Origin of the sequence: Pseudovibrio denitrificans JCM 12308, from assembly GCF_001310815.1 — a bacterium.
GTDB classification, from domain to species: Bacteria; Pseudomonadota; Alphaproteobacteria; order Rhizobiales; family Stappiaceae; genus Pseudovibrio; species Pseudovibrio denitrificans.
In genome coordinates this window covers 88,890-108,790 of sequence record NZ_BAZK01000004.1, presented here as the reverse complement: position 1 = coordinate 108,790, position 19,901 = coordinate 88,890, and the positions used below count along the sequence as shown (strand labels likewise).

The following is a 19,901-nucleotide window of genomic DNA, read 5'->3' as shown; positions in this document are numbered from 1 at the left end:
TAAACAACAGCTTCAGCTCAGCTCGTTGCTTTTGAGTTTACCGGGAGCCGCAAAGTGAAGGTTGCACCTTTACCTTCCTCATATGGTTCTACAAGTAAATCGCCACCATGGTTTTGGGCTATACTACGAGAAATCGCAAGTCCAATACCCAAACCGCGCCGCTTTGTCCCAGTAAAGGCCTTGAAAAGGTGCGACACTGCTTCCTCATCCAGGCCTGGTCCAGTATCCGTAACCTTAACAAACACATTGTCCTCGTCGCGTTCGACAGAGACAACTACTTGCTTAACAGGTTGATCCTTTACGGCTTCCCCTGCATTTCGGATCAAGTTTACAAGAATCTGTTGTATTTGTACGGAGTCCAACTCAAGCTGGTAATCGTAGTCCACGAAAGTAGAGATGAACTCGACATCATCAGCTTCGTGGCCCACGCGAACCAACTCAAGACAATCATCAATCAGTGTTGCCAGCCCGGTTCCGATGCATTGCGGAGCCTGCCGTTCAACAAAGTTGCGCATGCGCTGGATGATCTGCCCTGCCCGCTCTGCTTCAACGACTGCCTTGTCCATCAAGCTGATCATGGCATCATCTGGTTGCTCTGCTGCGCGCGCTCTGCGAGCGGCGGTTTGCAGATAGAGCATCAGAGCGGTGAGAGGCTGGTTGACTTCGTGCGCAATTGCGGCGCCCATTTCGTCGAGGGCATTCACACGGGTCATCGTCACCAGGTTGGACTGAAGCACGCGAAGGCGTTCTTCATATTCCTTCGTGGCGCGAAGATCCTTCAGAACACCAATGAACTGGTGCCCGCTTTCCGTCTGCGCTTCGCCAACAGAGAGCTCTATTGGAATTTCGGTGCCGTCCTTATGGCGACCGACAACTTCACGACCAATACCAACAACCTTGGCATCACCGGATTTCAGGTAATTCTGGATGTACTGGTCATGCTGTTCAGCAACGGCGCTCGGCATCAGTGTGTTGACGTTCTTGCCAACCACTTCGGCGCTCTTGTAGCCAAACATGTTCTCGCAAGCACGGTTATAGATCAGGATCGTTCCGTTATCATCAATGACAATGATGCCATTAACGGCTGTATCCAGAACACTATGCAAGCATGAAGAGGAGACCATAGTAGTTTCCTAGTTGTTGTAAGCGTACCCGCACGCTTATCTAAACGGGTATCTAGATGGGTATTTTGACTAATCAGCTATCCCATGGCCTAAGCTAGGTCAATCACCTAGCCTGCGACTGATTTAACGATTAATTCCCTTAAATTTGTTGATATATTAAGTAGGAGACATGCGTTCTCTAAACCTAGGCGTGCAAACTTAGAGCTGTAAGAGGTCTCAAACACAGCATGCATGCCTACCGATTGGCCTTACAAGCGCTACAAAACCCTGAGAACCCTTAGGTTAGTTTACGGAAAATATTATTTTACAATTCTCAGGTGCTCGCGCAAAATCATTGCCAAATTTGGAATAAGACTAAATAGAGTAAACCAAAAGTAGTAAGCGTGTTCACCTATACGGCGCGTATATGTCGCAGGATATATCTTCCCCAAAGCCTAGGTTTTCCACCGATGCAGGCGGTTTTCATTCCAAAACACACGGTATCGAAGGCAGTTGTTTGAGTCGCCGGTGCTGTTTGAAATAATATTTCGCTGATCATAAATCAGGATCTGGAGAGCGCATCTGATGGTTTTTCGCCAGTTCTGAAAGCGCCTTGCAATTTGCGCGGATAGAGAACTCATGTTGCAGCTGCAGCAGGTTCAAACGCAGACCATTCAGCAGCAACAGCTCGTCGTGACCATGCAGCCGTTTATGGATTGGAAGACTGCAGAAAATCTTCGAGACATGCATTGCTGCAATGTCCGCAACGTTTCTGGAAGGCACTAGGGCGTCTGTTCGCATTTTGGTTTGCATGTTGAGTGCTGCCGCATTCCACTCCTGCGAAGAGCAAACTGAGGCTTCCTGATGCTCAACGATGATCTCTTTGAGCAACTGGCCGATCATTCCCGCCAGATCCTGTGGATCTATTCTGGTTTTCTGGCGCAGCACGATGAGTGCCATCTCACCAACCAGCTCGACAGTGATTGAAAACGAGTTCCAGCGGGAACTTTCCAACGCTTGTTGGAACTCTTCCTCGTCCAACAAAGCTTTCCAATGAACACCGGCGCGAGAACGTGAATATTCCTGAACATTCTTGTGTGTGAGATAGGCCGCACTACGCCCTAAATACCCCTTTAATTTATCGAGGGTATCAAGGTCGGATCTATAAAAGAAGAACGCATAAAGGCGCTTCAGCCAGCTTGGACTATCGAGAGAAACTTTCTCAATATTTTCAAAGGCCCCTTGCCTGTTCTCTTTTGTAGAATTGCGTTGTTGTCCCAACTCATAGCCTTTCGTCGAGGTCAGAAAATTCTACAGTTACAAAGACGCAATAACTCATATTGAACTCTTGCCTTTCGCAAAAGATCGGTCAACTGTGCAATATTGAGAGACAAAAAACATTTAATGGAAGTAACGGACGCACCAGTCCGGCGGGGGAAGCATGCTTCAAGGTTGGATCGTAGTCCTTGTCGCTTTGGCATACATACTGCTCTTATTTGTTATCGCGAGCTACGGTGACAAAGTCGCAAAAACCCGCGTTAAGAAGACCAGAGGGCGGCCACTGATCTATGCCCTCTCGCTGTCGGTCTACTGTACATCATGGACATTTTTTGGATCCGTCGGATCTGCTTCCCGAAATGGTTTCGAGTTTATTGCTATCTACCTCGGCCCCATTTTGATGTTTGCTTTTGGGTACCCGTTGATCCTGCGGGTCATCCAGCTGGCAAAGGCAGAAAAGATCACTTCCGTTGCTGACTTTATCGCCGCCCGTTATGGCAAGAACCCGATGGTTGGTGCGATCGTTACGCTTATCGCCTTCATCGGCATGATCCCTTACATCGCATTGCAACTGAAAGCGCTGGACCTTTCTGTGGGCACTATTGTGCTGCACCCGTTGCTGTCGCTGGATGATGCTGAGATCTCAATCTTTGGTGATGAAACACTGATGATCGCCATCTTCATGGCGGTATTCACCTGGTTGTTTGGTACACGCCATATTGATGCAACGGAGCACCAGGAAGGCCTGATGCTTTCCATTGCGACGGAAGCGGTCGTCAAGCTTGTGGCCTTCCTTGCAATCGGCATCTGGGTCACCTTCATGCTCTTTGATGGCCCGTGGGATCTGCTGCACGCCTCCTTTGCCAATACCAACAGCTCGCAGGATCTGTTCACAAACATCAATGCCAGCAAGTGGGCAGTGATCACGCTGCTCTCTCTATTCTCTATAGTTCTGCTGCCGCGCCAGTTCCATGTGACAGTCACTGAGTACAACAGCGAAGCGGAACTGAAGCGAGCAACGTGGCTGTTCCCAAGCTACCTGATCGCCATCAACCTGTTTGTTGTTCCTATCGCTCTTGCTGGCCTGACCATTCTGGGCAACACAGTTGATCCTGACATGTTCGTGCTGGCTCTGCCTCGTGCATATGATGCGGACTGGCTGACTTTGCTTGTGTTCATCGGTGGTCTATCAGCCGCAACCGCTATGGTGATCGTGACCACAGTTGCACTGTCGATTATGGTCTCTAACGATCTGGTGATGCCGATCATACTGCGCCGGCGCAGTGAAGATGAGATCATCTCCACCTCTGGTGAGGATATGAGCCAGTTGGTGCTGGGCATTCGGCGTATGTCCATCTTCCTCGTCATTCTTGGAAGCTATGTCTACTACCGCGTTGCCGGTGACAGTGCTGCTCTTTCCAGCATTGGCTTACTTTCGTTCGCAGCTATTGCGCAGTTTGCTCCTTCTTTCATTGGTGGTCTGATCTGGCGCAGAGCAAATGCACGTGGGGCAATTGCAAGCATGCTCGCTGGCTTCACAGTTTGGTTTTACACCTTGCTACTGCCGGTATTTGCGCGGGAGAACATCTTTGGCGCCACCATTTTGAACAACGGACCATTCGGTATTGAGATCCTCAAGCCAGAAGCGTTGCTTTATCTGGATGTAGATCCATTCGTTCACGGTGTGCTGTGGAGCCTTGTCGCCGGTCTTGTATTTTATGTGGCTTTCTCTCTGACCCGTCAGCCAACCGCCATTGAGCGCATTCAGGCGAACACTTTTGTGCCAACCGGTATTACGCAGGCGCCTGCCCTACGGAAGCTGCGGACTACTATTACTGTTGGTGACCTTCAGGCGACCATCTCCCGCTATGTGGGCGAAGAACGGACGCAGCGCTCTTTTGATACGTATGCTGCTGAACACCGCATCACGATCGACAGTAAAGAAGAAGCCGATGCTGTCATTCTAAGGTTCTCCGAGCAGCTGCTTGCCAGTGCGATCGGTTCAGCCTCTGCCCGCCTTGTCTTGTCCTTGCTGCTGAAGCGCCGTGACCCGGGTACACAGGAAGCGATCAAGCTGCTCGATGATGCGACTGAGGCCATTCAATACAACCGTGACCTTCTGCAAATTGCGTTGGACCAGGTTCGTCAGGGTATCTCCGTTTACGACAAGGATCTCCGCCTGATCTGCTGGAACCGGCAGTATCGTGAGATGCTGATGTTGCCAGCTAAGTTTGGTCAGGTGGGCACCTCGCTTGAAGAGATGATCCGACACATTGCCGAGGCGGGTGAGTTTGGAGATGGGGCGTCGATGAAATCGTCGGCCTTCGCATGCACAACTTCATCAATCGGCAGGAGACTTATCAGGAGCATCTGGTGAGTGCTGGTACGGTTCTGGAAGTTCGGACTAGTCCAATGCCTTACGGCGGCTTGGTGACCAGCTACACGGACATCACAGAGCGCGTGTTGGCAGAAGAAGCATTAGCACGGGCGAATGAGAATCTGGAGCAGCGCGTTCGGGACCGTACCGAAGAGCTGACCAAGGTGAATGAGCAGTTGGAAGCAGCCAAGAAGACGGCAGAGCTGGCCTATCAGGATAAAACCCGCTTCCTTGCTTCTGCCAGCCACGATATTCTTCAACCGCTCAATGCTGCACGGCTCTATTCTTCTACCCTCACTGACCGTTTCACAGATGGTGACCCAGAAGACCGGAAGCTGGTAAGCAATATTGAGGCCTCTCTTGAGTCCGTGGAAGAGATCATCGGTGCAGTGCTGGATATCTCGCGGCTTGATACGCGGGCCTTCAAACCTGAGATTTCGACTTTCCGTCTTGATGACATACTCAATCCGCTGCGGGTTGAGTTTACGCCGATTGCTAAAGAGAAAGGCCTGAAGCTCAAAATCCGGAGTACAGATGTTTGCGTCCGCTCTGATCGCCGCCTGTTGCGCCGGTTGCTGCAGAACCTGATCTCCAACGGCCTGAAGTACTCCACGAAAGGTGGCGTTGTTGTTGGTGTTCGTAAGACGAAGAACAACATGGCCAACATCGAGGTCTATGACAGCGGTATAGGCATTCCGGAAAAACAGCAGGAGCTGATCTTCAAGGAATTCCGCCGTCTTGATGATGGTGCTCGCATTGCATCCGGCCTCGGCCTTGGCCTCTCCATTGTTGAGCGGATCAGCAAGGTGCTGGGTTTGAACGTTGCGCTCAAGTCACAGGATGGCAAAGGCTCCCGCTTCTCTGTCGCGATTAAAGAAGCCATGAGTGTGCCAGTGGCTGAGAAGCAGGCACAGCCGCGGGCTATCGTAAGCCAGCTGGCAGGCCTCAATGTTCTGGCTATCGACAATGAACCGCAAATTCTGGAGGGCATGGAATCCCTCCTGCGCACATGGAAGTGTAATGTGGTCACGGCTCCAAATGCGCAGGAAGCGGCTAAGGTGATCTACTCCAGCAAAACGCAGCCAGATATTATTCTGGCGGATTATCATCTGGATCAGGGCACCGGCATTGAAGCAGTGGTGCATTTGCGCTGGAAGTTTGGTGTTCACTTCCCTGCTATGCTAATTACAGCTGACAGAACAGCTGAGGTCCGCGCGGAAGCAACTGACAAGGATATGGAGATGATCCACAAGCCACTCAAGCCTGCTGTTCTTCGAGCCCATCTGATGCGATGCAAAGCAGCGCTTGGGGAGAGCTGATCAGCAATCGTTTCCTTCATTGGCTCAACAAAAAAGGCGCTCCGGAGAGCGCCTTTTTTCGTAATTCATATCAAAGCCTGATCAGCCAGCAATACTTTGCCACTGACCCGCTTCAATCTTCGCCGCTGCGATCACTGCCTGTGTACGGCTTTCAACGCCCAGCTTCTGCAAGATCGCAGAAACGTGTGCTTTGACAGTCGCTTCAGATACGGACAGTTCGTAGGCGATCTGCTTGTTCAGCAAACCTTGCGAAAGCATCATCAACACCCGCACCTGCTGCGGTGTCAGCGATGCAAGACGCTGAGCCATTTTGGTTGCTTCATCAACGGTGTTCAGATCGATGTCCGGTGGAATCCAAACGCCTCCCTCCAGAACAACAGAAACACCATCCTGAATAACATCAATACCAAGTGACTTTGGAATATACCCGGACGCGCCAAACTCAATGGCACTGCGAATTGTGGTCGGATCTTCTGTTCCTGAAACGACGACAATTGGCACACCCACATATTGAGCACGCAAGTACATTAAACCAGAGAACCTCGCATGCCCGGCATGGACAGATCCAGAAGGATCATGTCTACGTCTTCCTCCCGATCGAGAGCTGCGGTAACTTCATCAAGCTCCCAGCCTCAATAATCTTTACCGACGCGAATTGCTTCTCGATTGTTTGACGCATTGCACCACGGAACAGCGGGTGGTCATCAGCGATAATAAAGCGGTGGACCGCGTTGTGCACGCTGTGCTCCTCCATTTCTTGTCGTGGACTGTTTCCAATGGTCTTCGATCCGTCTCATCGAAATACGATCATCAGACATACAGTTTTCGACGCCTCAGGAGCATGAGCGAGAATTTCGCAGCTCTCCCAAAACGCCACGATAGATTTTTCACAACCAGTGAACTCCGCAGAGTCTCATTGATCGCAACCCCCTATACAAAAGCATTATGCGAAACAAGGAGGTGCTGGCAAGCATGAAGTTGATTGTTTTCACCCATCTCATGCACTTTTACGACAAAACAACCAGTAATCATTAAGATATTGCAAGAAGGCATGCACAGATCTCAATAGTTGCGCCCAAAGTATGGGTCGCAAATTGTCGATGTTTTTCTGCTTTCAGTGCTTCGAGGATTGGGGATTAGTATTAGGTAGTAGAATTTTAGTCTAGCGGTTCGCTTTGGGCACTGTAGAGTATGTATACGTTGAGTAAGCATTACTGGAGGTGGGAGTGCGTACACCAAATAGAGTCGCCTATTGGACCAAAACCCGTGCGCTCATGGCCGCAACCCTCACACTCTGGCTCATCTTCTTCTGTCTGGCGATTTACTACGGCGCTCCGTCCAAGGGGCAAGGCGCATCCCAAGAGACGTTGAATGGACTTTTTGGTTCTCTTTCAAACAGCTATGTGTGGGGATGCATCCTGTTTTTTGCCGCCAGCATTTTAATCTCATGGTTCTGCGGTGCACAAGATCGGCTTGATGAAGGCAGTACTGGCGCTTCCAAACGTCAGGGAGGCAAGCCATGAGTCTTTCAAGCCTTGATCCCCATCCGTCGCAATACAAAGGCATTCCGCTTGCACTTTCCCTTTTTGCTCTGGCCCTGTTCCTACTGACGGGTCTATTGGCTGTTATGGAGAAAGCTGGTGTTGTGGTGGTGCTGATCGAAGCGCTGATGGCCCTGCTGCCTTTGCTGGTGTTTGCCATGGTTGGTATCCTTGCCAGAACCATGAAGCTCACCGAGTTTCACTGGGGTGGTAAAAATGTACCCGCAGGGCTAACCGGCATTACTTTGGCAGCTTGTTTTGTTGGTGGAAGTTTCTTTCCGCTCTTTCTCTCCCTAATCTTTCTACCAGAGTATGTGAGCTTTCCAATCATTCTCGGCTGGGTGAGCAGTCTGGTTCTGTGCGCAGTCTTGTTTGCATCACCGCTCAGAAAGTTTGGTTCTGCAACCATTCCTGAGTTTCTGGGTGTGCGCTTACAAAGCAATCTGGTTCGATTGGTTGCAAGTGGACTGCTTGTTCTGGTGGCTGTTCCTTTACTGTGTGCTGAAATGCTTATTGGAGGACAAGTGCTTGCCACCTCTCTTGGAGCAACAGCAACAACCGGCATTCTTCTTTTTGCAGCTGTGCTGCTGATATCCGTGGTCTTAGGTGGTGTCAGCGCGGCTGTGTGGACGCAGGCACTTCAGGGGGTGCTGATGGTGTTTGCGTGCCTGTCCCCTGTCATCCTGCTTGTTCTGGATCAGCTCACCGCTCCTCTCGTGGTAGAGGGTGCTGAGTTTACGAGTGTCGTTGGAACATCGTTGAACACTCAACTCGCTGCAATTATTGACATCGAAAACACCAGCATTGGTTGGTTCCTGACCCAAGGCCCCTATGCAGGTGGCCTATGGCCTTTAATCGGAACAGCGCTATTCTTTGCTGTTGGAATGGCGAGCTTACCGCATCTGCTCAGCAAGTTTCAGGGTACGGAGAGCTCATCAGACTCGAGGAGAGCTGCCGGATACTCTCTTTCTTTCCTCCTTCTGCTGATGGTGATCGGCTCGGCCTACTTCCTGCTTCTGGCTGATGAACGACTGCAAAGTCTGCTTGGTCCCAATGCGCTTGATCAAGGCAGTCAGAGCGGTCTGATCGCAGCTTTGATCCGCTCTGGCATTGTCGCGGCAGCATTGGCAGCCAGTTCTGCTTTGCTGATGGCTCTGTCCACCAGCATCTCCAGAGATCTGATTGAGACCTTTGCTTTGCCAAAAGCTTCATTGAGCCAGAAAATCGTGCTGGCCCGCCTTGTGGTGCTGGGGGTTTGTGCCTTTGTCACCTATCTCACCTACAGCCAAAGCCTACTCTTCCTGGATATGTTGGCTTTTGCGTTGTCACTTGCAGCCGCGACCTTCTTCCCGGCTCTAATCCTCTCATGTTGGTGGAGCCGCTTCCATGCAACTGCGGCTTATAGCGCAATGCTGGCAGGTATTCTGGCGACTGTGCTTTATGCGATTGCAGTTAAGAGCGGATCGACAGGGTTCTGGTTTGGCTTCCCAGCGGAGATGGGCGGTTTGCTTGCTGCCTTCTTAAGTTTTACGGTTGGCATTTCACTTAGTTACGTCACTTTTTCTGAAGATGAACGCCATTTTCACCTCGCAAGTTTGCTTGAGCAGCCAGATGAACGAGATCTTACGATAGATATCCCTGAGAATTCTGACAAGGATAAACCAGAAGAACTCATAGAGATTAAGACGTAATTTTCAGAAAGTTCTAATCAAACCATTACATCTACTAGAGGGCGTTTGCAGTCCATTTACGCCAATTCCAGTTTGCAACTTTCGATAAGTCGAATTCAATAGAGCTGCGTTTATAGTTTATCTCCAATAGAAGCCTAGGAGAAACCTATGGACGCTTTACAACGTGCTGCCCGTGCCAGCGTTGCCCGTATTTGCGGATTTTACTGCCTTGGCGTGCTTTTCATTATGGCTGCGCTCAGCTTTGATCCGGCCAGTTCATTTCGCGCAGGCGCCATGCTTGCAATCGCTTTGAGTGCTGCTCTTGTTTACAAAGCCTGGAACATGCCATTCAACAAGAATGATGGCGATGATGCGTGGGCCCTGATCAAAAGCCAGGACAGCAGCAGCCAAGACCCCAACAGACTGCACAGCGATGCATTGCGCACGGCCTACCATGAGTATTCCAAGCGCGCGATGGTGGTTGCTTTGGGGCTTTGGTTTGTCAGCGTTGTTGCCAGTTTCTCAGATTGATCTGAAACTGGGGTTATGAGCCAAGATAATGCAGGGTCATTGAGCGTCGGTGTGGCGCTCTTCTATGCTCGATCAGGTAAATACCCTGCCAGGTGCCCAGATCCAGATCCCCATCAACCACTGGAATTTGCAAGGAAACTCCAGTCAGCATGGTTTTGATGTGGGCGGGCATATCATCCGGACCTTCATAGGAATGAAGCCAACCACCGTTCTCCGGCGCTACGTTTGCAAGGGCCTTTTGCAGGTCCTGCAAGACGGTTGGGTCAGCGTTTTCCTGTATGGTGACAGATGCAGAGGTGTGGCGGACAAACAAGGTGAGCAGGCCATCTTTGAGCTGGACAGACTTCGCCCACTCGCGGATCTCGTTGGTGACTTCATAAAAGCCGAGACCTTGTGTCATGAAGACCAGTCGTCCCATAGACTGGGAGAGTTGTGTCTGGCCGCTATCAATGGTCCAGACTTCGCAGCTATTCTTTGTTTTCGACCAACCCGACATGCTGGAAACCCATCCCCTTATTATTAGTTAATTAAGATCGTGTCGTTGTCTTTGACGCGAGATTGCGCGACAACTTCTATAACAAACATATTGGCAACTGTTTATTGTCGCTTCCGGAGAAACTACATGGCTGAGAATTTCGCCCCTCTGTCGATAAGTCAAGAGGCTGCCGCAGAAGCAAAGGCATTTAACAAGGAAATGACGGAGCAGCTGCGAGCGCTCCCTGATCAATGGAGTTTTCCCCCTTCTGTTACCCGTGAGCGCCGACTGCAAGGGCTGGGTGCCTTTCCGATCCCTACCTACTCCGAGAATGCAGAGGAGCTGGAGATTGAAGGACCACACGGGCCAATCTCACTGCGCTTGTTCAGAGCTGACGAAAATTCATCAAAGGGCGTTATTGTTCATTTTCATGGTGGTGGGTTTGTTTTTGGTTCAGCCGCTTTTCAGGATCCCTATCTTGAAGAGATGGCAAAAAACACCGGATTAGACGTGGTTTCCGTTGAGTATCGGCTTGCACCGGAGTGTCCTTTTCCGCAGGGGCCGGATGATTGTGAGGCGGCCTGTCATTGGATTTTGAATGAAGGGGCAAGCAGATTTGGATGGAGTAGCTTTGGCCTGACAGGGGAAAGCGCGGGGGCAACTCTGGCTCTGATAACCGCACTACGACTGCGTGATAAACACGGTATGGTTCCCTTTAAAGCATTGGTTTTACTATCAGGATGGTATGATATCGGCCTGACGCCCTCTGCTCGTTTGTGGGGAAATGAGGTCTTGTTTCCAACCACGCGGGATATGCGGATGTTTGGAAAGCATTTTTTGATGGGAGAAGAAAGCCCCGATGATCCTCAGATCTCCCCGCTCTATGCCCGGCTGGAAGGAATGCCGCCGACACTGTTAAGTGTAGGTACAGAAGATCCCCTACTGGATGATACTTGTTTTCTCGCATCACGGTTGAAATCGGCTGGAGTGGACGCCTCACTTGAGGTTTATCCCCATGGATGTCATGTTTTTCAAAGTTTTGATCTTGCTCTTGCCAAGCTGAGCACCCAAAGGATAGATAGTTTTTTTCGGACGAAATTCGGTTCGACCTGAGCTAATTGTTAATAATTAGTGGGGTATCGCAGTAGCGCTTATGGACCGAGGCTGCACAAAGGGTTGGATATGGCAAGCTTAGAAACACTTCTCTCGTTTGTGAATACATGGGAATGCGACGAGAACGACCATCTGAACGTGCAGTTTTACTTCTCCAAGTTTGAAGAAGCTGACCGTCAATTTAGAATGCTGACCGGATTTAGCGAAGCACTGGTTGGTGCGCGCCGGGTTCGGCACGTGCGTTATCATGCAGAGTTGGTTGCTGCATCGCTGATTACAGTTAAGTCTTACGTGGCTTTCGATGGCCCTCACATGCTCTCCGTTGTGCATGAAATGATTGAAGGCTCAACCGGGGAAATCTGCGCGACCGCGATTGATGGCTACACGCCAAACCCTTCCTCTGCAAAGCAACTTCGTGCTCGCTTTAAAGACGTTGAAGAGAACATCTCCAAGCCAGCGGTTCCACGTGGCATCTCTCCTAGCCCGTTTTCCGGTAAGCCGACTGTTGATGATTTACTGAAGAGCGGTGCGATGATTACTGGTCGCTCTACTGTTCTGCCACGTCATCTGAACGCTGAGCAGAAGGCGGAAGATGCGTTTGCGCTTTCCTGCTTCTCTGATGCTGCTGCCCATGTTTGGGAACGGACGCCGATGAATACGGCGTGGCTGGATGAGAACGAGTATGGCCGTGTTGCGCTGGAGCAGAAGCTTTCCTGGATCAGCCCGTTGAAGCTGGGTGATATGGTGCAGGTGATTTCTACGCTGACCAGTGTGCAGGAAAACACGTTTACAATCCGCCATCATTTGTTTGAGGCGCGGACTAAGCGACTGGCTGCGGTGTGTGATCAGGTGTCCATCAGCATGGACCTGAACAGCCGTAAGACTGTTCCGCTGACTGAAGATTTCCGCACTGCATTGGTGGCATTGCAGAGCCAATAATCTTTGTGATCAAGGAATTAGAAACCGCCTTCCTGTGAAGGCGGTTTTTTTATGCCCGCTCAGTTGGTAGAGCCGGACTGCTCGTCCTTTTGGAGATCGTCCTTCATTTCTTCAACAACAGAGAAGAAACGGCGCATGGCGTTTTCGGTAAACTCCAGTGCTTCATTGAGCTTTTGCTCTTCCTCTTTGCCGAACCAGCCTTCTTCCTGGGGGTTGGCGAGGGAGAGGTCTAGGCCGGTTTCGGGTTTGATGGCGGCGATGCTAGCCTCTTCGGTCAGGATAGCAAGTGCTTCGGAGATACGTCTAAGTTCCTGACGCATCTTGTCATTTTCTGCTTCCAGACGGGTGATTTCATCCTCGTAGACCTTAATACCGTCGATGGAAGGCTGGCAGACAAGTGTGTCGCCTTTGTTGGAGCATAGGGAAACTATCCCCGTGCGGGTGTCGAGCCGCAGCAGTCCGTTATCCGTCTCCTGCATTTCGAAGCGAACGGGGACTTCCGGCTCACTTTCGGCAAATGCGCTTGGTGCACCCGTCGCGATTGCGAGGGCGAGAATTCCACTGGCCAGATAAGACTGTTTCACGACTTCTTCCCATCTCTGTTTCAAATCAATGAGTTAAGGTGTCAGATGCTTGCAGTGCCACACCTGCTGTCAGGTATGGCTTTCAGTTTAGCAGCAATCAGAGCGCCTTGACCATCCGATCAGACATAGGAGTGAAATGGGGACTACTCGAGGCTTTCGTAAGGGCCGCGGCCACTTTTCAACGCATCTTCCAGCAGTTCGAGGCGATCCTGTCCCCAAAATGGCTCGGAGTTGAGCAGATAGGTTGGGGAACCGACGGCGTTTGCCTTTTCTGCCATGCGGGAGTTGACGGTGTAGGCTTCCAGCATATCGGCGGATTTGGCAGCCTCAATCAAGTTATCCGCGTCAAGGCCAAGCTCTTTGAGGATGTCAGAGAGCACGTTCTCCCCGGCTGCATCAAGGTCTTTTTGCCAGACGGCTTCGAACACTTTCTGGGAATAAGCGCCAACCGGGCCGCCCTGCTCCTGCAGCAGAATTGCGATGGCATCTGCCAATGCGATGTCCGTTGGGAAATGGGCTGGTTTGTAATTCATTGTCACGCCACGCTTTTCTGCCCAGCGCTGAAGCTCGATGAAGCGGTACTTCTGGCGGGCCGGATGGCGTTTGCCCAGTGGCAGGCCACCGGTGAGCGGGAACAACACAGCAAGGTTGACCGGGCGAAAGGTCACGGTGACATCATACTTTTCCGCAATGCGCAGGAACTCCTGATGACCCAGAAATGCCCATGGTGACAGGTGCGTGTAAAAGTAATCGATCTGTGCTGTCATGATTGTTCCTCACTGTATACAGTCGAGCTTATCCTGTTGCAAAAAAAGCCGGATTTCAATGGGTAAGCCCTGCACAAGCGTTCACAAAAACGCGCATTACGTATGAGGCCTGCAAATATCCGTTTGCGCACTCCAAATCCCGTTTGCGTTCTTTTGTGCGTTGGTTTGCGTTCTTTATGGTTTTGGTGCGTTCAAATGCAAAAAAGCCCCCAAACCTGAAGGATGGGAGCTTCATTCTTCATTCCTGAGAGGAATTCAATCAGGCAGGCTCGTTCACGATGCTTGCGATCTTCCACTGGCCTTCGATGTTGATGAGCAGGTAGTGGCAGGTGAAATCGAAGATGGTTTCGCCTTCGTCATCTTCCTGCTGCCAGTCGAGGCTGACGCTCGCGGTGGAGCCGGAAATGTGGGAGGAGACAACTTCGTAGATAGAAGAGGTCACATAATGCTCGCGGTGCACCTCGAGGAGCGCTTCGATGTTCTCGCAGAGTTCGGCTTTGTCGTTGAAGACGTGGCCTTCTTCCAGCTGCCAGATCACGCATGGAAATGCGAAGCAATCTGCGATCTGCCCGGCGTCATAGTCCTCATAAGCATCTGCATAGCTATCAAACAACTCGGAGAGCATTAGTTCTGTTTCGTCCTGAACACTCATAGTGACTGCCCCTTTTCCCAGCTTATTGATGTGCCAGCATTTTTCACGTAGGTCGGGCTCTGGAGCCCGTTTTCCCTTATATGCCGTGGATAGGGCTTAGTTTGCCAGTCCTTTTTTCAGAAGGAAACAAAATTCATGGGTATTTTCCGCTTTTTATGCCCGTTCCCCAACCACATCACAGAATAAATCTCATGGTTTGACAGTCCTAAGTTGAGCAGGATCGATTTATCCCCCTCCCTGCGGGCTTGCGCTAAAGTAGCTCTCCTTAAACCCTAACCGTTTGAGCTGCTTTAGCTGTTGTTTCACGCGTATCTTTATCCGAAAACCAGTGCCCACTTTTCGGAGATACACTGAATATGTTCTCGGTTTGCCCCATTTCTGATTGGCACATGTGATCATTGGTGGCAAAGTGCGCTCAACTGTTTTCAGGATCGGACATTTCGTCGTTGGCAGATACCACTTTCCTACCTTCCGTCTTCACCAACTGGTTTGACAGCCGTGGCTGGGCACCACGTGCGCACCAGCTGGAATTGTTTGAGAAGGTGACCTCTGGCAACTCAGCGCTTTTGATCGCGCCTACTGGTGGCGGTAAGACCTTGCGGGCTTTCTGCCTATCTGGTGGATCTGCACCAACGCACGAAGGTTGAGACGCGAAAGCCGGGAGCAGCTGCGTCCTCAGTCTCAGGCGGATTGCACACGCTTTACATGTCTCCCCTTAAAGCTCTGGCGACGGACATTCACCGGAACCTTGAAGTGCCGATTGAGGAGATGGGGCTTTCCATCAAACTGGAGACCCGCTCTGGCGATACGCCAAGCCATAAGAAGCAGCGGCAGAAGCGTATTCCTCCGGACATCTTGCTGACCACACCGGAGCAAATCTCGCTTCTGCTTTCTGACAAGAACGCCGAGCGGCTGTTTGCTGATCTGCAGTATGTCATTCTGGATGAGCTGCATGAGCTGGTGACCTCCAAGCGCGGCGATCTGCTTGCGCTGGCTTTAACCCGCTTGCGCAAGCTGGCGCCGAACCTGCGTTGTATCGGGCTCTCTGCAACCATTGCGCATCCGGATGATCTGCGGGCGTATCTGGTGGAGCAACCGCTGTCACAACAGGTCCACCACGCTGAGATTGTGCAGGCCAAAGGTGGGGCCAAGCCACATATCAGCATTTTGGAAACGCAGGAGCGTTTGCCGTGGTCAGGTCACTCCTGCATTTATGCCCTGCCGGAAATCTATGAGGAGATCAAAGCCCACAACACCACGCTGGTGTTTGTGAACACGCGCTCTCAGGCTGAGCGGTTGTTTCAAGAGCTTTGGCGCATCAATGAAGAGACACTGCCAATTGCCCTGCACCACGGCTCGCTGGATGTGGGCCAGCGCCGCAAGGTGGAAGCGCATATGGCGGCAGGTCAGCTGAAAGCGGTTGTCTGCACCTCCTCACTGGATCTGGGCATCGATTGGGGTGATATCGATCTGGTGATCAATGTGGGCGCGCCCAAGGGTGCCAGCCGTCTGGCTCAGCGCATTGGCCGCGCCAATCACCGTATGAATGAGGCGTCCAAGGCGATCCTGGTGCCGTCCAACCGGTTTGAGGTGCTGGAGTGTCAGGCTGCACTGGAAGCTTCAGAGGCTGGAGAGCAGGATACCCCTCCCCTTCGTCAGGGCGGACTGGATGTTCTGGCGCAGCACATCATGTGCGTTGCCTGTGCAGCTCCCTTTGAGCCTGAAAAGCTCTATGAGGAAGTGATCAGCAGCCAGTCCTATCGCTATCTGGACTATGATCTGTTTGTGAAGGCTGTGGAGTTTGTGGCCACTGGTGGTTATGCACTGAAGGCTTATGACAGATACGCCAAGCTGCGCCCAACCAAAGAGGGGCTGTTTCGCGTTTCTCACCCTCAATTTGCCCAGCAGTACCGGCTCAACTCCGGCACAATTCTGGATGCGGCCACGCTTAAAGTGCGGCAGGTGAAGCCACGTGGACCCAACAGCAAACGCCCCTTGGGATTTGGCGGCAAGATGCTGGGTGAGATTGAAGAGTGGTTCATTGAGCAGCTTGCGGTAGGTGATACATTCGTGTTTGCCGGGCAAGTGCTGAAGTTTGAAGGCCTTAAGGAAAGTGAGGCCTATGTGTCTCGCAGTTCCTCACAGGATCCCAAGATCCCTAGCTATCAGGGAGGCAAATTCCCCCTCAGTACTTATCTTGCTGAAGGCGTTCGACATTTTGCCTCTGATCCTAACACTTGGTCATCTTTGCCCGGTCAGGTTCGCGAATGGTTGGAGCTACAAAAAGAAAAATCACAGTTACCAGATTATGAACGTCTACTGGTAGAGACCTTTCCGCGGAACGATAAACACTATCTGGTGTGCTATCCGTTTGAAGGCAGATTGGCTCACCAAACGCTTGGTATGCTGCTGACACGCCGCCTTGAGCGCGCTGGCCTGCACCCGCTGGGGTTTGTGGCCACGGAGTACTCTCTGGCCCTTTGGGGCCTGCGGGATATGGGGCTGGCGATTAAAAGCGGGCGCCTGCGGCTGGATGAGCTGTTTGAAGAAGATATGCTTGGAGACGACCTTGAAGCGTGGCTTGCTGAAAGTAGTTTGATGAAACGTACCTTTAGAAATTGTGCCATGATCTCTGGTCTTGTGGAAAGACGCCACCCCGGTAAAGAGAAAACCGGGCGGCAGATAACTATAAATACGGATCTTATTTATAACGTACTGCACGAACACGAGCCCGACCACTTGCTTTTACAAGCAACGTGGACGGATGCAGCAACAGGACTTCTGGATATCTCTCGTTTAGGTCACTTTCTTTCTCGTATCGACAAAAGAATCACGCATAGTGCTTTGGGTCGTGTTTCCCCATTGGCTGTTCCGGTTCTTCTTGAGATTGGTAAAGAGCCTATATTTGGAAGTGCGACAGAAGCGCTGCTGGCGGACGCAGCAGATGATTTGATACTGGAGGCCCAATTGTGAGACTTAACAGTCAGTTGCAGCCACGAGTAGAACCGAGTTATCGTCAACCTATTCCTGTATGCCATGACTTGTCTCTCGCAAGAGAACTTGTTGGCCTTCACGACAGTGGAGCCCTGTGGTGGCCAGAAGAACGGACCCTTGTGGTCTCTGATCTTCACCTGGAAAAAGCAGCCAGTATTGCCAAGAGTAAGGGGCTTATGTTGCCCCCTTATGACACGGCTGCCACGCTGGAAAAGCTGGCAGCTCTGATTGATCTGTTCAATCCTAGCCGTGTCATCTGTCTGGGTGACAGCTTCCATGACAGCGAAAGCTCCGAGCGCATGCCAGCGGCGTATCTTGCCATGCTGGCGACCATGCAGCTGGGGCGTGAGTGGATCTGGATCACCGGTAACCACGACCCTGAGATTGCCAGCCACATTTGTGGTGAGCGCTATGAGGAGCTGTCTATCAGTTCTCTCAGCTTCCGCCATGAGCCGAAGGAAGGCGCTGAGCGTGGTGAGATTTGCGGACACCTGCATCCAGCAGCCAAAGTGCGCCGCATGGGCCGCACCATTCGCAGAGCCTGCTTTGCGACCAACGGCAACCGCCTAGTACTGCCAGCCTTTGGTGCCCTGACGGGTGGCCTGAATGTGATGGACAGAGCCTTTACGGATGTGTTTGCGCAGAAGCGGTTTTCGGTGTTCATGCTGGGCAACGGGCGCTTGTTCCCGTTCACGGCTTCCAAGCTCTTAAGCGATTAACAAAAAAGGCCCTTCTGAGTTGAGGGCCTTTTCTCTTATCTGCTTTTCTTATCTGAAAACCGGTGGCTGCTTATCAGCGATACGCCTTAGTCTTTCTTGAAGATCACGCCTGCGATCCAGCCGGTGAACAGGGCCAGAATGATGGCCAGTGCACCGTAGACAGCTGGATACTGGCGAGACAGGTTGAATGTCACCTGCTCAAAGCCGATCTTGGCCACGGTCAGCACTTGCTCCTGGCTATCCAGCAGTACGCCCCCACTGAAGAGGAAGGTTGTTACCTTGTAGTCGCCAGTCGGATGGTGGCTGGCAGGTCAACCGTGGTGGAGAACAGGGTCGGGCTTAGGAAGTTGATGGACTTGGACATCTGCGAATAGAGGCCGTGCTGCACGCGGTCGCGCAGGAAAGCTTCCTTAAACGCTTTGCGCTCTGTGGCCGGAGCACGGGTGCCCAGGGCTGCGAGCGGCAGGTTCTCCAGCCCGATGCGGTATTGCTTGAGCCAATCTTCTGAAGCGATGTTGCGCAGATCATCGGTGGCGTGAACAGCATAGAAGCTGGGCACGGCGATGTAGGTCTGCGAGGTGGCGTTGATCCAGAGGCCGAGGATACGATCCTTGCGCCAGGTGGTGACGCGCTCCAGCGGGCCTTCTACGACCACAACCACATCTTGATTGCCGGTTCTGGAGACGGTTTCTGCGTCTCTGGCGATCTCTCCGTAAACGAGGATCTCCGTTCCGGTGAAGTTGGAGGTGATGGCCACGCGGGAGGACGAGACGGCTGAGACCAGCTTCTCAGCAAGGGCCGGTGCAGCAGCGGAGAATGCGATCAGCGTGACGGTCAGCAGTGTGGTCAGGGATTGGAGTGCGAGCCTCATTTGACTGGCTCCTCAATCACGCTGACGGAGTACAGATCTTCCGGTTCCACAACAAGGTTGAACGCAAAACGCAGGCCGACAAGTAGCACCAGCAGGCCGAGGCCAAGGCGCAGATGTTCGCCGCGCATGCCCTGCCCCACCTGTGCGCCGAACTGGGCGCCGATGACGCCGCCGATCATGAGCGTGAGGGCGAGCACGATGTCCACGGACTGGGTGTTGATGGCATGCAGGAAGGTTGCCACGGCCATGGTAGCGAGGATCTGCAGCAGAGAGGTGCCGATCACGATGTTGGCTGGTACACGCAGCAGATAGATGAGCGCAGGCACCATCATGAAGCCGCCGCCGATGCCCAGGACGGAGCCGAGGAACCCGATAGAGCTGCCGATGCCGAAGATCGGGATAACACTCACATAGAGTTTGGAGCGGCGGAAACGGACTTTGAATGGCAGACCGTGAACCCAGTTGTGCTGACCGGGTCTGCGCCCGGCGGGTTCTTTGCCGCTCTTGCGGCGCATGATGGCTTTCATGGATTCACCCAGCATCAACACACCGATAGTGCCGAGGAAGGTGACGTAGGCCAGTGAAATCACCAGATCCAGCTGCCCAAGTCTTTGCAGGATGCCGAAGATCCAGACACCGAGGGCCGAGCCGATCACACCGGAACACAGGAGCACGCCTGCCAGTTTGAAGTCGATGCCCGCTTTGCGCCAGTAGGACAGAACGCCAGATGCAGAGCTGGCGACGATCTGTGTGGTGACGGTCGCAACGGAGACTGCCGGCGGAATTCCGGAGAAGATGAGCAGCGGTGTAAGGAGGAAGCCGCCCCCAATGCCGAACAGCCCTGAGAGGAACCCGACGGTTCCGCCCATGGCGAAAATCATGAAGACATTAATCGGCAGTTCTGCAATGGGTAGATAGATCTGCAAAGTGGCACCGCGGGTAACACAGGTGACCTGACAGAGCGCCCC

14 protein-coding genes and 4 pseudogenes are annotated in these 19,901 nt (G+C 52.2%); 9 read left to right on the top strand and 9 right to left on the bottom strand.

The genetic code is table 11. The features are described 5' to 3' along the window. Nucleotides 1-17: 17 nt before the first annotated feature. Both JCM12308_RS05870 and JCM12308_RS05865 read right to left on the bottom strand, forming a co-directional pair. Nucleotides 18-1,124, bottom strand: a complete 1,107-nt coding sequence (locus JCM12308_RS05870) for a two-component system sensor histidine kinase NtrB (protein WP_014284473.1) — start codon at nt 1,122-1,124, stop codon at nt 18-20. A gap of 534 nt (nt 1,125-1,658) precedes the next feature. Continuing rightward, nucleotides 1,659-2,144: a hypothetical protein gene (locus JCM12308_RS05865; RefSeq protein WP_208609078.1), complete on the bottom strand. Its 486-nt coding sequence runs from the start codon at nt 2,142-2,144 to the stop codon at nt 1,659-1,661. 400 nt (nt 2,145-2,544) lie between these two features. Here JCM12308_RS05865 and JCM12308_RS32970 point away from each other — a divergent pair. Both JCM12308_RS32970 and JCM12308_RS32965 read left to right on the top strand, forming a co-directional pair. Then, nucleotides 2,545-4,796 (top strand): annotated as a pseudogene (locus tag JCM12308_RS32970) (PAS-domain containing protein); the annotation flags it as partial. Continuing rightward, a complete protein-coding gene (locus tag JCM12308_RS32965) occupies nt 4,794-6,077 on the top strand; it encodes an ATP-binding response regulator (RefSeq protein WP_373282340.1) in 1,284 nt (427 codons plus the stop codon). The pseudogene JCM12308_RS32970 and the gene JCM12308_RS32965, both read left to right, overlap by 3 nt. Nucleotides 6,078-6,158: 81 nt before the next feature. On the opposite strand, the pseudogene JCM12308_RS05855 reads toward JCM12308_RS32965, so the two are convergent. After that, nucleotides 6,159-6,831: pseudogene (locus JCM12308_RS05855) on the bottom strand (LuxR C-terminal-related transcriptional regulator). A 472-nt stretch (nt 6,832-7,303) separates the two neighbouring features. On the opposite strand from JCM12308_RS05855, the gene JCM12308_RS05850 reads away from it, so the two are divergent. The 3 genes from JCM12308_RS05850 to JCM12308_RS05840 all read left to right on the top strand — a co-directional run bounded on the left by JCM12308_RS05850 (nt 7,304) and on the right by JCM12308_RS05840 (nt 9,819). Beyond that, on the top strand, nt 7,304-7,600 hold the full coding sequence (locus tag JCM12308_RS05850; RefSeq protein ID WP_208609077.1) for a hypothetical protein: 297 nt from the start codon (nt 7,304-7,306) through the stop codon (nt 7,598-7,600). Beyond that, nucleotides 7,597-9,309: a sodium:solute symporter family transporter gene (locus JCM12308_RS05845; RefSeq protein WP_054783137.1), complete on the top strand. Its 1,713-nt coding sequence runs from the start codon at nt 7,597-7,599 to the stop codon at nt 9,307-9,309. The genes JCM12308_RS05850 and JCM12308_RS05845 overlap by 4 nt, the downstream gene beginning before the upstream one ends. A 147-nt stretch (nt 9,310-9,456) precedes the next feature. Continuing rightward, the gene (locus JCM12308_RS05840) at nt 9,457-9,819 is read left to right on the top strand and encodes a hypothetical protein (protein ID WP_054783136.1); all 363 of its coding nucleotides are present in this window, start codon (nt 9,457-9,459) and stop codon (nt 9,817-9,819) included. Nucleotides 9,820-9,832: 13 nt separating this feature from the next. On the opposite strand, the gene JCM12308_RS05835 is transcribed toward JCM12308_RS05840, so the two are convergent. Beyond that, nucleotides 9,833-10,237 carry a secondary thiamine-phosphate synthase enzyme YjbQ gene (locus tag JCM12308_RS05835; protein WP_014284466.1) on the bottom strand — a complete coding sequence of 135 codons (405 nt, stop codon included), beginning with the start codon at nt 10,235-10,237 and terminating at the stop codon, nt 9,833-9,835. 204 nt (nt 10,238-10,441) lie between these two features. Between JCM12308_RS05835 and JCM12308_RS05830 the strand changes: the two genes are divergently transcribed. Continuing rightward, entirely contained in the window at nt 10,442-11,407 is a 966-nt protein-coding gene (locus JCM12308_RS05830; RefSeq protein ID WP_054783135.1) for an alpha/beta hydrolase, read from the top strand. A gap of 69 nt (nt 11,408-11,476) precedes the next feature. After that, entirely contained in the window at nt 11,477-12,346 is an 870-nt protein-coding gene (locus JCM12308_RS05825) for an acyl-CoA thioesterase (protein ID WP_014284464.1), read from the top strand. A gap of 59 nt (nt 12,347-12,405) precedes the next feature. On the opposite strand, the gene JCM12308_RS05820 is transcribed toward JCM12308_RS05825, so the two are convergent. The 3 genes from JCM12308_RS05820 to JCM12308_RS05805 form a co-directional block, all read right to left on the bottom strand. Further along, a complete protein-coding gene (locus JCM12308_RS05820; RefSeq protein ID WP_054783134.1) occupies nt 12,406-12,930 on the bottom strand; it encodes a hypothetical protein in 525 nt (174 codons plus the stop codon). Nucleotides 12,931-13,073: 143 nt separating this feature from the next. Then, nucleotides 13,074-13,697 (bottom strand): 2-hydroxychromene-2-carboxylate isomerase, encoded by a 624-nt coding sequence (locus JCM12308_RS05815; RefSeq protein WP_054783133.1) that lies wholly within the window; start codon nt 13,695-13,697, stop codon nt 13,074-13,076. Nucleotides 13,698-13,956: 259 nt separating this feature from the next. Continuing rightward, complete coding sequence (locus JCM12308_RS05805; RefSeq protein WP_008549914.1) at nt 13,957-14,349, bottom strand: DUF6841 family protein; 393 nt, start codon at nt 14,347-14,349, stop codon at nt 13,957-13,959. A 446-nt stretch (nt 14,350-14,795) separates the two neighbouring features. On the opposite strand from JCM12308_RS05805, the pseudogene JCM12308_RS05800 reads away from it, so the two are divergent. Then, a pseudogene (locus tag JCM12308_RS05800) lies at nt 14,796-17,322 on the top strand (ligase-associated DNA damage response DEXH box helicase). Nucleotides 17,323-17,390: 68 nt separating this feature from the next. Further along, nucleotides 17,391-18,062, top strand: coding sequence for a ligase-associated DNA damage response endonuclease PdeM (pdeM, locus tag JCM12308_RS05795; protein ID WP_174519182.1), 672 nt, complete (start codon nt 17,391-17,393; stop codon nt 18,060-18,062). Nucleotides 18,063-18,148: 86 nt separating this feature from the next. On the opposite strand, the pseudogene JCM12308_RS05790 reads toward pdeM, so the two are convergent. Beyond that, nucleotides 18,149-18,933: pseudogene (locus JCM12308_RS05790) on the bottom strand (TIGR02186 family protein). Further along, nucleotides 18,930-19,859, bottom strand: a complete 930-nt coding sequence (locus JCM12308_RS05785; protein ID WP_008549954.1) for a sulfite exporter TauE/SafE family protein — start codon at nt 19,857-19,859, stop codon at nt 18,930-18,932. The pseudogene JCM12308_RS05790 and the gene JCM12308_RS05785 overlap by 4 nt, the downstream one beginning before the upstream one ends. Nucleotides 19,860-19,901: the final 42 nt, after the last annotated feature.